Source organism: Kluyvera sp. EC_51, assembly GCF_019584505.1.
Classification (GTDB): Bacteria; Pseudomonadota; Gammaproteobacteria; order Enterobacterales; family Enterobacteriaceae; genus Kluyvera; species Kluyvera sichuanensis.
The window spans coordinates 40,048-54,397 of record NZ_VDAG01000038.1; the positions used below are offsets into that span (position 1 = coordinate 40,048).

Below are 14,350 nucleotides of genomic sequence, written 5' to 3' on the forward strand. Positions count from 1 at the left end.
TCCTCGGCCCCTTAGTGAGCGGATTCCGCGTGGCTCATGTCCATGCCTTCCATTCCTTCGTGCGATGCGTGTTCGCCTTCTGGTTTGGTCATGTCCATGCTCTTGCCGTGATCCATGAATTTGCTGGTCACTGCTTTAAACAAATCTGGTTTCACGCTGGAGAAGTACTCCACCTTGTTATATTCGCTCGGTGCAGCCAATTTCTCGAAGGTAGCCATGTCATCCATGGTGTTCGGAGATTGTTTCGCTTTCGCGACCCACTGATCGAATGCGGCACGATCCGGCGTAGCAATGGCTTTGAACTTCATTCCAGAGAAGCCCTGGCCGCTATAGCTAGCAGAGATACCATCGTAGATACCTGCTTCGTTAGCGATCAGATGCAGGTTGGTCTGCATACCGGCCATCGCGTAAATCTGGCTGCCCAGACGCGGGATAAAGAAGGAGTTCATCACGGAGTTAGAGGTCACTTTGAACTGCACCGGAACGTTCGCCGGGAAGGCGATTTCGTTAACGGTAGCAATGCCCTGCTCCGGGTAGATGAAGAACCATTTCCAGTCCATGGAAACCACTTCGATAGTGATTGGTTTCTCATCATGAGCCAGTGGTTTGCTCGGTTCTAAAGCGTGAGTGGTTTTCCAGGTCAGTACGGCGAGGAAGATGATGATAAGAATTGGCACGGTCCAGACCACAGCTTCCACTTTATTGGAGTGTGACCAGTTCGGGCTATACTTCGCATCTTTATTGCTCGCACGATACTTCCAGGCGAAACCAACGGCCATTAAGACGGCCGGGATTACGACGATCATCATCAGGCCGAAAGCCGTCAGAATCAGCGAACGCTGCTCCAGTCCAATCTGTCCTTTGGGGTCAAGAAGTGCAGAATCACAACCACTGAGTAATACAGTGCCGGCGATTAATGACAACCATCCCAAGTTTTTATTGTATTTCCTGAGTCTCATGTAACGACCTCAATTCCACGGGGTGTTGGTGGCGTTTAAAGTGTGGGGTCATTTTACGGGAAGGTTACATTACTGTAAACATCATTAGGGCTCTGTCAGTTATGTGTTACCGGGTTCTGCCGCACCTGTCACAGATGTTGCTAAATGTGTCTATTTTCCGAGCGGAAAGCCCATCTGGCGGGCGTTATAACGAAAGGGGGTATGGGGAGGTGGGGGAGATGGCAATTGGTATAACCATTGCCAAAAATACACAAATAATTAACAATTAATCATCAAAAAATAGACAACTCAAAAACGAAAAATTAATTGTTCTGGTGCTGAATCGGTTAAAGAAATAAAGCACATTTTAGACGTTCCAATAATTTCCAGAATTCTAAAGCGCACAAAAGCACAAATATTTTTTTTTACATACGATGTAAGCGTTATTATTACGCGTCGTGATTACAACGTAGACTTCACATTTTCCGCTTATTTTATTGGAACTGCGTTTTACGCAGGGCAAGGTAGTCCAGCAGGCAGCCGTAAATAATGCCGATAAAGGCAATCACGACGCCTATCTCGAGTACGATTTCGGACCATTGAATGGCGGTGAGGTTCAGGGCATTTGCCAGCAGCATCACCAGCCAGACTCCCAGCAGCACGGCACCCAGCATCAGCAGACGTAGCGCGAATCGGTAGGCGCCCGCATAGCTATCACGCGGCATAAATTGTTCGGTTCGCTGAGTATATTCCAGGGTCTGACGGCAGATAAGCAGCAACAGAATGCCCGGTACGGCGGCAAACACCGAGAAAAGATAGAACGTCGGCCAACCGTGCGCTTCGACAAACCAGCCCGCAATTGGCCCTACGTAGACACGGCCGACGGCGGACAGCGCCGACAGCAGCGCAAACTGGGTGGCAGAAAACGATTTATTACACAGCGTCATCAACAGTGCGACGAATGCCGCCGTACCCATGCCGCCGCACAGGTTTTCAAAGAAGACCGCAGCCGCCATCGAATAAATATGCTTATCCGTGACCGAAAGCGCCCAGTAGCCAGCGTTTGACACGCCCTGCAAAATGCCAAAGATCAGCAGCGCGCGGAACAGCGTCAGGCGCTGCATTAACACGCCGCCGTACAGCGCGCCGACAATGGTGGCAAACAGGCCGAGGGTTTTATTCACCATCCCGACCTGGCCGGCGTCAAACCCCACGCCGCGGATCAAGAAGGTGGTAGTCAGGCTCATGGCGAAGGCGTCGCCGAGCTTATACATCACGATGAGCAGCAGAATGAGCCAGGCGTTGTTGCGGCCGAAGAAATCTTTAAGCGGTTGTACCACCGCTTGCTCAAGGCTTTTCGGAACCGGAATAACGTCGCTCGGTTCAGGGGCCAGCAGCGTGGCGATAATGCATGGCACTAGCAGCGCCGCCATTAGCCAGTACATGCCCTGCCAGCCCAGCCATTTATCGGCCAGCCATAGCGCCAGCCCGCCGGAAACCAACATCCCCAGACGATAGCCCAACACGCTAATCGCCGCGCCCGCGCCGCGCTCTTCCGCTGGAAGCACATCGGTTTTCCAGGCGTCGAAAACGATATCCTGCGAGGCGGAGCAGAACGCGATAATCACCGCCAGCGCCGCCATCCAGCGTAGCTGCGTGGAGGGCTCAAGGAAGCCCATCGCAGCAATGGCGATAAGCAGCAAACATTGTGTCGTCAACAGCCAGCCGCGACGACGCCCTAAAAACGGCGGCGTGTAGCGGTCCATGACCGGTGACCAGAGAAACTTAAAGACGTATGCCTGGCCGACAAGCGAGAAAAAGCCGATGGTTTTCAGATCGATATTTTCGACCGTCATCCACGCCTGCATCGTCCCTGAGGTCAGGGCGAGCGGTAAGCCGGAAGCAAAGCCAAGAATCAGCAGAATGGCTGATTTCGGTTGCTGAAAAATGCGGAGATAGTGACCAGACATAGTGTTATACGTTCAGACCCGGCCTAAGCCGGGTCTGTGACGGGATTAGCGAGCGTTCTGCTTGATGAAATCGTGGATAGAGGTGTCCTGTGCCATATCGGCGATGGTATCGCCCAGCACGCTATCAACGGTATCGGAAATGTTTTTGTTGGAAGCCTGGAATGCGCCTTCAACGGAGTAGTTAGAACGGTAGTTTTTGGTCATCTTGTTACCGTTAGCGGCGGTCGCGATGATAGCGATATCGGCTTTGGTAGAGATGTTGTAACGCACGTTACCCTGGGAAACGTCGGCATACAGCTGATTAACGATAATCTGCAGATTTACCGCACCGTTCGGGCCAATCATATAGCCGCGCGCGGTCATCTGTTTTTCCAGCACTTCCTGCATCAGGAAACGCAGGTCGCGGGAAGCGGTCAGGGTAACCAACTGGTTGTTACGGGTGACTTTGGCCAGCGCCTGATCCTGACGCTGGTCAGCGCCGGTGATGCTAACGGTCACGCCCATCAGGCTTGGATCCTGCTGAGGCAGGGTGATTTTTGGTGACACTTCAACCGTGGTCGGAGGCGTTGCGCATCCTGCCAGCATAAACAGTGCTACCAGTGGGAAGAGGATTTTTTTTAACATGTTAGGGGTCTCAAACGCATTGTTTACTGAAAATTCCCGCCATCATAACATCGCCATCGGTCAGGGGAAGTAGGCAATGCATGTAATTTCATCGTGTTGGTGTTTTTCTGCGCTCGCGAACAATCTGCGGCAGGATTTCAGATGAGAAGCGATTGTAAAAGACGTTAACTTCATCTACTTGACAAATAAAAGGGTGCGAACGCTAATTTTTTGTTGCCTTTGTGTAATGTAATCAGTAAAAGCGGCTAACATTTAAAGGGATAGGCGGCATCTTAACGTTGTCGGAGGAGTAATATCATGATGATGCGTGAACAAATCGAAGAAAAACTGAGGGCAGCGTTTGAACCTGTTTTCCTGGAAGTCGTAGACGAAAGCTACCGCCACAACGTACCGGCCGGTTCTGAGAGCCACTTTAAAGTTGTGCTGGTGAGCGATAAGTTTACCGGGGAACGTTTTCTGAATCGTCATCGGATGATCTACGGAACGTTAACAGAGGAGTTTGCGTCCACCGTCCATGCGCTGGCATTGCATACTTATACGCGAAAAGAGTGGGAAGGTTTGCAAGATACCGTCATTACCTCACCGCCATGCCGCGGAGCGGGTACTATCGCGTAGAAAAGGCATTTGCAACACGGAACTTTTCCAGTATGTTGCGTACAGATTATGAGAAAACGGCCTGCGGGCCGTTTTGTTTTGTCTGAATTTTGAGCTATTTCGACAGCGTTCAGACAAAAATTAGCCGGGAATTGTGAAAAATGCCGCAGCAACGCGTGATAACCGTTCTCGACTCATAAAAGTGATGCCGCTATAATGCTGCGTCTTATTTTTCGGAATGTCTTCGGGATGATTCTGACGACAGGGAATGTGATTGATTACGAGAGCATCCCAGGTCCGCAACGCCAGCTTTTCGAGCTTGCGGAGTAGAGTTGACCGAGCACTGTGATTTTTTTGAGGTAACAAGATGCAAGTTTCAGTTGAAACCACTCAGGGCCTTGGCCGCCGTGTAACGATTACTATCGCTGCTGACAGCATCGAGACCGCTGTAAAAAGCGAGCTGGTCAACGTAGCGAAAAAAGTACGCATTGACGGTTTCCGTAAAGGTAAAGTACCGATGAATGTTGTTGCTCAGCGTTATGGCGCTTCCGTGCGTCAGGACGTTCTGGGTGACCTGATGAGCCGCAACTTCGTTGACGCGATCATCAAAGAGAAGATCAATCCAGCTGGCGCGCCTAACTACGTTCCAGGTGAATACAAGCTGGGTGAAGATTTCACCTACGCAGTAGAATTCGAAGTGTACCCAGAAGTTGAACTGCAGGGTCTGGACGCTATCGAAGTTGAAAAACCAGTCGTTGAAGTGACCGAAGCTGACGTTGACGGCATGCTGGACACTCTGCGTAAGCAGCAGGCAACCTGGAAAGACAAAGACGGCGTTGTTGACGCTGAAGACCGCGTTACCGTTGACTTCTCCGGCTCTGTAGACGGCGAAGAATTCGAAGGCGGCAAAGCGACTGATTTCGTACTGGCAATGGGCCAGGGTCGTATGATCCCAGGCTTTGAAGACGGTATCAAAGGTCACAAAGCAGGCGAAGAGTTCGTTATCGACGTTACCTTCCCAGAAGAATACCACGCTGAAAACCTGAAAGGTAAAGCGGCTAAATTCGCGATTACCCTGAAGAAAGTTGAAGAGCGTGAACTGCCAGAACTGACTGCAGAATTCATCAAACGTTTCGGCGTTGAAGATGGTTCCGTTGAAGGCCTGCGCGCTGAAGTGCGTAAAAACATGGAACGCGAACTGAAAGGCGCGGTACGTAACCGCGTTAAATCTCAGGCAATCGAAGGTCTGGTAAAAGCGAACGAAATCGACGTTCCTGCTGCCCTGATCGACAGCGAAATCGACGTTCTGCGCCGTCAGGCTGCACAGCGTTTCGGTGGCAACCAGCAGCAAGCGATGGAACTGCCTCGCGAACTGTTCGAAGAGCAGGCTAAACGCCGCGTAGTTGTTGGCCTGCTGCTGGGCGAAGTGATTCGTACCCACGAGCTGAAAGCTGACGAAGCACGCGTTGCTACCCTGATCGAAGAAATGGCTTCCGCCTACGAAGATCCGAAAGAAGTTATTGAATTCTACAGCAAAAACAAAGAGCTGATGGAAAACATGCGCAGTGTCGCTCTGGAAGAACAGGCTGTTGAAGCGGTTCTGGAAAAAGCGAAAGTGACTGAAAAAGCAACTTCCTTCAATGAACTGATGAACCAGCAGGCGTAATTTCGCTTACCGGTTTACGGTTTTGAGAAAAACCCGTTGCCTTTTGGTGACGGGTTTTTTTATTGCAGTAATAACCAAAGCTTGCGTGATAAAACGGCTTTTCGGTGTTAGCGTATCAACAAAATATTGTTATGCTTGAAATAGGGTAAGATCGTACCCATTACTGAGGGAACGAATCACTCGCCGCATCTCTATAATTAGCAGGCTGTGGCTATTTTATTTATTATCCAGGAGACGGAAATGTCATACAGTGGCGAACGAGATAATTTTGCACCCCACATGGCCCTGGTGCCGATGGTCATTGAACAGACCTCACGTGGCGAACGTTCTTTTGATATCTACTCCCGTCTACTTAAAGAGCGCGTAATCTTTCTGACCGGTCAGGTCGAAGACCACATGGCAAACCTGATTGTGGCGCAAATGCTGTTTCTGGAAGCGGAAAACCCGGAAAAAGACATTTATCTGTACATCAACTCCCCAGGCGGCGTGATCACTGCAGGGATGTCTATTTATGACACCATGCAGTTTATCAAGCCGGATGTCAGCACCATCTGTATGGGGCAAGCGGCATCGATGGGCGCGTTCCTGCTGACGGCAGGCGCAAAAGGTAAGCGCTTCTGCTTACCAAACTCCCGCGTAATGATTCACCAGCCGCTGGGCGGTTATCAGGGCCAGGCGACGGATATCGAAATCCACGCCCGTGAGATCCTGAAGGTGAAAGGACGCATGAATGAGCTTATGGCGCACCATACTGGCAAATCTCTGGAGCAGATTGAGAGCGACACTGAACGTGACCGCTTCCTGTCCGCTTCTGAAGCCGTCGAGTATGGCCTGGTTGACTCAATTTTGAGCAAACGTAACTAATGTCATGACGGCACGTGCCGCTGCACGGTATATACTACTAAGGGCGGCACAACGCTTGCGTAGCAGCTTGCGCTTAAGAATGGCATTTGCGTCGTCATATGCGGCACAAAGAACTTAAAAAGAGGTTTTGACTCATGACAGATAAACGCAAAGATGGCTCGGGCAAACTGTTGTACTGCTCTTTTTGCGGCAAAAGCCAGCACGAAGTGCGTAAGCTCATCGCCGGCCCATCCGTGTATATCTGCGACGAATGCGTCGACTTATGTAACGACATCATTCGCGAAGAGATTAAAGAAGTGGCGCCGCATCGTGAACGCAGTGCTCTGCCGACGCCACACGAAATTCGCCACCACTTAGATGACTATGTTATCGGTCAGGAACAGGCGAAAAAGGTGCTGGCCGTTGCGGTCTACAACCACTACAAACGTCTGCGTAACGGTGATACCAACAACGGTGTTGAGCTCGGCAAAAGTAACATTCTGCTGATTGGCCCAACCGGTTCCGGTAAAACCCTGCTGGCCGAAACGCTGGCACGCCTGCTGGACGTTCCGTTCACCATGGCTGATGCAACCACCCTGACCGAAGCTGGTTACGTGGGTGAAGACGTTGAAAACATTATTCAAAAACTGCTGCAGAAGTGCGACTACGACGTACAGAAAGCCCAGCGCGGTATTGTTTACATCGATGAAATCGACAAGATTTCTCGTAAGTCTGACAACCCGTCGATTACTCGTGACGTGTCCGGCGAAGGCGTACAGCAGGCGCTGCTGAAGCTGATTGAAGGCACCGTAGCGGCCGTTCCGCCGCAGGGTGGCCGTAAACATCCGCAGCAGGAGTTCCTGCAGGTTGATACCTCGAAGATCCTCTTTATCTGCGGCGGCGCGTTTGCTGGTCTGGATAAAGTGATCGGTAACCGCGTTGAAACCGGTTCGGGTATTGGCTTTGGCGCAACGGTGAAATCTAAAACGGATAAAGCCAGCGAAGGCGAACTGCTGACCCAGGTTGAGCCAGAAGATCTGATCAAATTTGGTCTGATCCCTGAGTTCATCGGCCGTCTGCCGGTGGTTGCAACCCTGACTGAACTGAGCGAAGAAGCGCTGATTCAGATCCTCAAAGAGCCGAAAAACGCCCTGACCAAGCAGTATCAGGCGCTGTTTAACCTCGAAGGTGTGGATCTGGAATTCCGTGACGAAGCGCTGGACGCTATCGCCAAGAAAGCAATGGCGCGTAAAACCGGTGCTCGTGGTCTGCGTTCTATCGTTGAAGCCGCACTGCTCGAAACCATGTACGATCTGCCTTCTATGGAAGACGTCGAAAAAGTGGTTATCGACGAGTCGGTGATTGCCGGTCAAAGCGAACCGCTGCTGATTTACGGCAAGCCGGAAGCGCAGCAGGCATCTGGCGAATAATTCACCAGATCATACAATCAGTTAATCAAAAAGGGGGGATTTTATCTCCCCTTTTATTTTTCCGTATTCATGGCGTTGAATGTGTGGAATACATCCCCATATACTGGTTACATGTTAATGGTTGTGTGAAGCACAGTCGCATGACCAGTTTACCTGGCGGACACTAAACTAAGAGAGAGCTCTATGAATCCTGAGCGTTCTGAACGCATTGAAATCCCCGTATTGCCGTTGCGCGATGTGGTGGTTTATCCGCACATGGTCATCCCCTTATTTGTAGGGCGGGAAAAATCTATCCGTTGTCTGGAAGCGGCCATGGATCATGATAAAAAAATCATGCTGGTCGCGCAGAAAGATGCTTCAACGGATGAGCCGGGTGTAAACGATCTTTTCACCGTCGGGACCGTGGCCTCTATTTTACAAATGCTGAAGCTGCCTGACGGTACGGTCAAAGTACTGGTTGAAGGGCTGCAGCGTGCGCGTATCTCTACGCTCTCTGATAACGGCGAACACTTCTCCGCGAAAGCAGAGTACCTGGAATCGCCGGCGATTGAAGAGCGCGAGCAGGAAGTGCTGGTACGCACCGCAATCGGTCAGTTTGAAGGCTATATCAAGCTGAACAAAAAAATCCCACCAGAAGTGCTGACGTCGCTGAACAGCATCGACGATCCTGCACGCCTGGCGGATACCATCGCGGCCCACATGCCGTTGAAGCTGGCAGATAAACAGTCCGTACTCGAGATGTCCGACATCAATGAGCGCCTGGAATATCTGATGGCGATGATGGAGTCAGAAATCGATCTGCTGCAGGTTGAGAAACGTATTCGCAACCGCGTGAAAAAGCAGATGGAAAAATCTCAGCGTGAGTACTATCTGAACGAGCAAATGAAAGCCATTCAGAAAGAACTCGGCGAGATGGACGAAGTTCCTGACGAAAACGAAGCGCTGAAGCGTAAGATCGACGCGGCGAAGATGCCGAAAGAGGCGAAAGAGAAAACCGAAGCCGAACTGCAAAAGCTGAAAATGATGTCGCCGATGTCAGCAGAAGCGACCGTGGTTCGCGGTTATATCGACTGGATGGTGCAGGTGCCGTGGAATACGCGCAGTAAGGTCAAAAAAGACCTTCGCCAGGCGCAGGAAATCCTCGATACCGACCATTACGGCCTCGAGCGCGTCAAAGACCGTATTCTTGAGTATCTCGCGGTTCAAAGCCGTGTGAACAAGCTGAAAGGGCCAATCCTGTGCCTGGTAGGGCCTCCTGGTGTGGGTAAAACCTCTCTGGGGCAGTCTATTGCTCAGGCGACCGGACGTAAATACGTTCGTATGGCGCTGGGCGGCGTGCGTGACGAAGCGGAAATCCGCGGTCACCGTCGCACCTACATCGGCTCTATGCCGGGTAAACTGATCCAGAAAATGGCCAAAGTGGGCGTTAAAAACCCGCTGTTCCTGCTCGATGAAATCGACAAAATGTCTTCGGACATGCGCGGTGACCCGGCCTCCGCTCTGCTGGAAGTGCTTGATCCAGAACAGAACGTAGCGTTCAGCGATCACTACCTGGAAGTGGATTACGATCTCAGCGACGTGATGTTCGTGGCGACCTCGAACTCCATGAACATTCCAGCGCCGCTGCTTGATCGTATGGAAGTGATCCGTCTGTCCGGTTATACCGAAGACGAGAAGCTGAACATTGCTAAACGTCACTTGCTGCCGAAGCAGATCGAACGTAACGCCCTGAAAAAAGGCGAGCTGACGGTAGACGATAGCGCGATTGTTGGCATCATCCGTTACTACACCCGTGAAGCGGGCGTTCGTAGCCTGGAACGTGAAATTTCGAAACTGTGCCGTAAAGCGGTTAAACAGCTGCTGCTGGATAAAGAGCTGAAGCACATCGATATTAACGGCGACAACCTTCACGACTATCTCGGCATTCAGCGCTTCGACTATGGTCGCGCGGATGAAGAAAACCGCGTTGGTCAGGTTACCGGCCTGGCGTGGACGGAAGTGGGCGGCGATCTGCTGACTATCGAAACCGCCTGTGTACCGGGTAAAGGCAAACTGACCTACACCGGCTCTTTAGGTGAAGTGATGCAGGAGTCCATTCAGGCTGCGCTGACCGTGGTGCGCGCGCGCGCAGAAAAACTGGGCATCAACCCAGATTTCTACGAAAAACGCGATATTCACGTTCACGTACCGGAAGGGGCTACGCCGAAAGACGGCCCAAGTGCGGGTATCGCGATGTGTACCGCGCTGGTTTCCTGCCTGACCGGTAACCCGGTGCGTGCAGACGTGGCGATGACAGGGGAAATTACCCTGCGTGGCCTGGTGCTGCCAATCGGTGGTCTGAAGGAAAAACTGCTCGCAGCACACCGTGGCGGCATTAAGACTGTTCTGATTCCTGATGAGAACAAACGCGATCTGGAAGAGATTCCGGACAACGTTCTGGCCGATCTGGAGATTCATCCGGTTAAGCGCATCGAGGAAGTTCTGGCGCTAGCGCTGCAAAATGAGCCGTCTGGCATGCAGGTTGTAAGCGCAAAATAGTGACCTCGCGCAAAGAGCGTTAATAAAAACAAGGCTGGCAAGCGTAAACTGACTTGCCAGCCTTTTTTTGTCTCGCTAATTTAGACGGCTGGCAGGTGTGTCGATGACGACGGGTGTTGTAAGGGCATGGGAGTCCTGATATAACTGCTCCGCGATTGCATCGTGAAGGATTCAGGTGCGATATAAATAATAAAGAGAGGAAGAGAACAGTGAATAAATCTCAACTGATTGACAAGATTGCTGCTGGCGCGGATATCTCCAAAGCTGCAGCTGGACGTGCGTTAGATGCTTTAATTGCTTCTGTTACTGAATCTCTGCAGGCAGGGGATGATGTTGCACTGGTAGGTTTTGGTACCTTTGCTGTTAAAGAGCGTGCTGCCCGTACTGGCCGTAACCCTCAGACTGGTAAAGAGATCACTATCGCCGCTGCTAAAGTACCAGCGTTCCGTGCAGGTAAAGCACTGAAAGACGCGGTAAACTGATCGCTTTCCCGCGTAGGGAATGTGGCACAGTACAAGGGCGCATCATCTGATGTGCCTTTTTTTATGGCTTATTGTGTACTTTTAAGCGTTTATATTCGGTGTCATGCTGACAAGCGCCCTGGTTTCTTGTCAAAATAGCGGCCACACGTGCTATGCTGCACGAGGTATTTGTCACCTACAGCGGAGTGTTGTTACACCATGATGGACAATTTACGCACGGCAGCCAACAGCGTCGTGATCAAAGTCATTTTCGGGCTCATTATCGTGTCGTTCATTTTGACCGGCGTGAGTGGTTACCTGATCGGCGGTAACAATAATTTTGCCGCAAAAGTGAATGGCCAGGAAATTGGCCGCGGCCAGTTTGAAAATGCCGTTGCTAGCGAGCGTAACCGCATGCAGCAGCAGCTTGGCGACCAGTACTCAGAGCTGGCGGCCAACGAAAACTACATCAAAACGATGCGTCAGCAGGTGCTGAACCGCCTGATCGACGAATCGCTGCTGGATCAGTACGCGAAGACTTTAGGTCTTAGCATCAGCGATGAGCAGGTGCGTAAAGCGATTTTCGCCACCCCCGCTTTCCAGACCGACGGCAAATTTGATAACACCCGCTACAACGCGCTGGTGAATCAGATGGGCATGACGGCGGATCAATACGCGCAGGCGCTACGTAACCAACTGACGACCCAACAGCTGATTAACGCCGTTGCCGGTACCGACTTTATGCTGCCGGGCGAAACCGACCAGTTGGCCGAACTGGTTGCGCAGCAGCGTCTGGTTCGCGAAGCAACGATCGGCGTGAATGCGCTGGCGGCGAAGCAGCAGGTTTCCGATCAGGAAGTTTCTAGCTACTACGAGCAGAACAAGAGCCAGTTTGTGGCGCCGGAGCAGTTCCGCGTGAGCTACATCAAGCTGGACGCTACCTCCATGAGCGAGCCTGTTTCTGACAACGACATTCAGTCTTACTACGACCAGCATCAGGATCAGTTCACTCAGCCGCAGCGTGACCGTTACAGCGTGATTCAGACCAAAACTGAAGCGGATGCGAAAGCGGTACTGGACGCCCTGAACAAAGGCGCTGACTTCGCTGCTCTGGCAAAAGAGAAATCTGCTGACATCATCTCCGCACGTAACGGCGGCGATATGGGTTGGCTGGAAGCCTCTACCACGCCTGACGAGCTGAAAAATGCCGGCCTGAAAGAAAAAGGCCAACTGTCCGGCGTGATCAAATCCTCCGTGGGCTTCCTGGTCGCGCGTCTTGACGACGTACAGGCTGCACAGGTGAAACCGCTGGCTGACGTGCGCAAAGAGATTGCGGACAAAGTGAAGCAGGAAAAATCACTCGACGCTTACTATGCACTGCAGCAGAAGGTGAGCGATGCGGCGAGCAACGACAACGACTCTCTGGCGGGTGCAGAGCAGGCGGCTGGCGTGAAAGCGGTTGAGACCGGTTGGTTTGACCGTAACAGCCTGCCGGCCGAGCTGAACTTCAAGCCGGTATCTGAGGCTATCTTCAACGGTGGTCTGGTTGGCGAGAACGGCATGCCGGGCAGCAACTCAGACATCATCACCGTTGACGGCGACCGCGCCTTCGTCATTCGCGTGAGAGAGCACAAAGCCGAAGCGGTGAAACCGCTGGCGGAAGTGAAAGCGCAGGTGACCGATATCGTTAAGCACAACAAAGCAGAACAGCAGGCCAAACTGGATGCTGAAAAACTGCTGGTGGCGCTGAAAGACGGTAAAGGCGACGACGCGATGAAAGCGGCAGGCCTGACCTTTAGCGCCAGCAAAACCCTGAGCCGTGCCGGTCAGGATCCGCTGAGCCAGGCTGCCTTCGCACTGCCGCTGCCGCAGAAAGACAAACCAAGCTACGGTATCGGCAACGATATGCAGGGCAACGTGGTTCTGCTGGCGCTGGACGAAGTGAAAGCGGGCGAAATGCCGGAAGCGCAGAAGAAAGCGATGGTTCAGGGTATTACCCAGAACAACGCGCAAATCGCCTTTGAAGCGATGATGAACAACCTGCGTAAATCCGCGAAGATTAAGCTCGGCGACATCATTGACCAGCAGCAATAATCGGAATTCGCTTCGCATAATTTTGTAATGCGATGTACATATCAAAGGCCGCTTTCGCGGCCTTTTCCACATTTGAAATCTGCCTTTTGAACCGTTTCGCGCTAACCGTTATGGTGCTTTCGCTATCAATCAACAAGGAGAAATCAAGATGAAACGTGGAATCAAAATGTCTGTTATGGCGGCGGTACTGGCGTGTGCGGGGATGAGCTTTAGCGTTCAGGCGGCAGCGCCTGCTGCGGCGAAAACGCAGGCGGCGCAGACAAAAGCCAGTGCGGATACCGGAGAGCAGGTGAAGGCCGCGCCTGCCGCTAAAACGGCGGAAGATGAAGGGACCAGGGTCAGCATCAATACCGCGTCGGCTGAGGCGTTAGCGCAGGCGATGAACGGCGTAGGGTTGAAAAAGGCGCAGGCCATCGTTAGCTATCGTGAAGAGTATGGCCCGTTCAAAACGGTGGACGATCTCAAGCAGGTGCCGGGAATGGGTAGCTCGCTCGTTGAGCGTAATCTGGCACACCTCACGCTTTAATTTGCATCAAGTGTTTGCACTCGTCTGAAAATTTGCCAGACTAAAGAGGTCATACCAGTGGTGTGACCTCTGACTCTATGTAAAAACAAAATAATAAGGCTATGGCGCTATGCAGACACAAATCAAAGTTCGCGGTTATCACCTGGACGTCTATCAGCACGTTAACAACGCTCGCTATCTGGAGTTTCTTGAAGAGGCCCGCTGGGATGGGCTGGAGAGCAGCGCGGGGTTCCAGTGGATGAGTGCGAACCACATCGCCTTTGTGGTGGTGAATATCAATATTAATTACCGTCGTCCGGCGGTGCTGGGCGATCTGCTGACGGTGACCAGCAAGGTGCAGCAATTGAACGGTAAAAGCGGCGTATTAAGTCAGGTGGTCACGCTGGAGCCTGAAGGGCAGGTGGTTGCCGACGCGCTGATTACCTTCGTCTGTATCGACTTAAAAACCCAGAAGGCGTTGGCGCTGGAAGGGGAATTGCGGGAGCATCTGGAAGCGATGGTTGAGTAATGTGCTTGTCCCGGGGGCGGCGTAAACGCCTTGCCCGGAACAGGTAGCCCGGGCGAGCGCATGTACGACCGGATACATAGGTAACACTTCAGACCGGGAACATAGGTAACACTTTCCTAGTCTATCCGGATAATACTACGGCTTTTCCGGTCATAGTA

At 52.0% G+C, this 14,350-nt stretch carries 12 protein-coding genes; 9 read left to right on the plus strand and 3 right to left on the minus strand.

Going from position 1 to position 14,350, the window contains the following annotated elements; all coding sequences use genetic code 11:
* Positions 1-11: 11 nt before the first annotated feature.
* The 3 genes from cyoA to FHC49_RS10585 form a co-directional block, all read right to left on the minus strand.
* Positions 12-959 (minus strand): cytochrome o ubiquinol oxidase subunit II, encoded by a 948-nt coding sequence (gene cyoA / locus FHC49_RS10575; RefSeq protein WP_035894297.1) that lies wholly within the window; start codon positions 957-959, stop codon positions 12-14.
* Positions 960-1,432: 473 nt separating this feature from the next.
* Positions 1,433-2,908 carry a muropeptide MFS transporter AmpG gene (ampG, locus tag FHC49_RS10580; RefSeq protein WP_220439718.1) on the minus strand — a complete coding sequence of 492 codons (1,476 nt, stop codon included), beginning with the start codon at positions 2,906-2,908 and terminating at the stop codon, positions 1,433-1,435.
* 45 nt (positions 2,909-2,953) lie between these two features.
* Entirely contained in the window at positions 2,954-3,532 is a 579-nt protein-coding gene (locus FHC49_RS10585) for a lipoprotein (protein ID WP_185667149.1), read from the minus strand.
* A 297-nt stretch (positions 3,533-3,829) separates the two neighbouring features.
* Here FHC49_RS10585 and bolA point away from each other — a divergent pair, with 297 nt between their 5' ends.
* The 9 genes from bolA to FHC49_RS10630 all read left to right on the plus strand — a co-directional run bounded on the left by bolA (position 3,830) and on the right by FHC49_RS10630 (position 14,192).
* On the plus strand, positions 3,830-4,147 hold the full coding sequence (bolA, locus tag FHC49_RS10590; protein ID WP_035894301.1) for a transcriptional regulator BolA: 318 nt from the start codon (positions 3,830-3,832) through the stop codon (positions 4,145-4,147).
* Between the two features lie 346 nt (positions 4,148-4,493).
* Positions 4,494-5,792, plus strand: coding sequence for a trigger factor (gene tig / locus FHC49_RS10595; protein ID WP_185667148.1), 1,299 nt, complete (start codon positions 4,494-4,496; stop codon positions 5,790-5,792).
* 240 nt (positions 5,793-6,032) lie between these two features.
* Complete coding sequence (gene clpP, locus FHC49_RS10600; RefSeq protein ID WP_185667147.1) at positions 6,033-6,656, plus strand: ATP-dependent Clp endopeptidase proteolytic subunit ClpP; 624 nt, start codon at positions 6,033-6,035, stop codon at positions 6,654-6,656.
* 134 nt (positions 6,657-6,790) lie between these two features.
* A complete protein-coding gene (gene clpX / locus FHC49_RS10605) occupies positions 6,791-8,065 on the plus strand; it encodes an ATP-dependent protease ATP-binding subunit ClpX (protein WP_220439719.1) in 1,275 nt (424 codons plus the stop codon).
* 183 nt (positions 8,066-8,248) lie between these two features.
* Entirely contained in the window at positions 8,249-10,603 is a 2,355-nt protein-coding gene (gene lon / locus FHC49_RS10610; protein ID WP_185667145.1) for an endopeptidase La, read from the plus strand.
* A 209-nt stretch (positions 10,604-10,812) separates the two neighbouring features.
* Complete coding sequence (hupB, locus tag FHC49_RS10615) at positions 10,813-11,085, plus strand: nucleoid-associated protein HU-beta (protein ID WP_035895161.1); 273 nt, start codon at positions 10,813-10,815, stop codon at positions 11,083-11,085.
* Positions 11,086-11,283: 198 nt separating this feature from the next.
* Complete coding sequence (gene ppiD, locus FHC49_RS10620; protein WP_220439720.1) at positions 11,284-13,158, plus strand: peptidylprolyl isomerase; 1,875 nt, start codon at positions 11,284-11,286, stop codon at positions 13,156-13,158.
* Between the two features lie 148 nt (positions 13,159-13,306).
* Positions 13,307-13,684, plus strand: a complete 378-nt coding sequence (locus FHC49_RS10625) for a helix-hairpin-helix domain-containing protein (protein WP_220439721.1) — start codon at positions 13,307-13,309, stop codon at positions 13,682-13,684.
* 109 nt (positions 13,685-13,793) lie between these two features.
* On the plus strand, positions 13,794-14,192 hold the full coding sequence (locus tag FHC49_RS10630; protein WP_185667142.1) for a YbgC/FadM family acyl-CoA thioesterase: 399 nt from the start codon (positions 13,794-13,796) through the stop codon (positions 14,190-14,192).
* Positions 14,193-14,350: the final 158 nt, after the last annotated feature.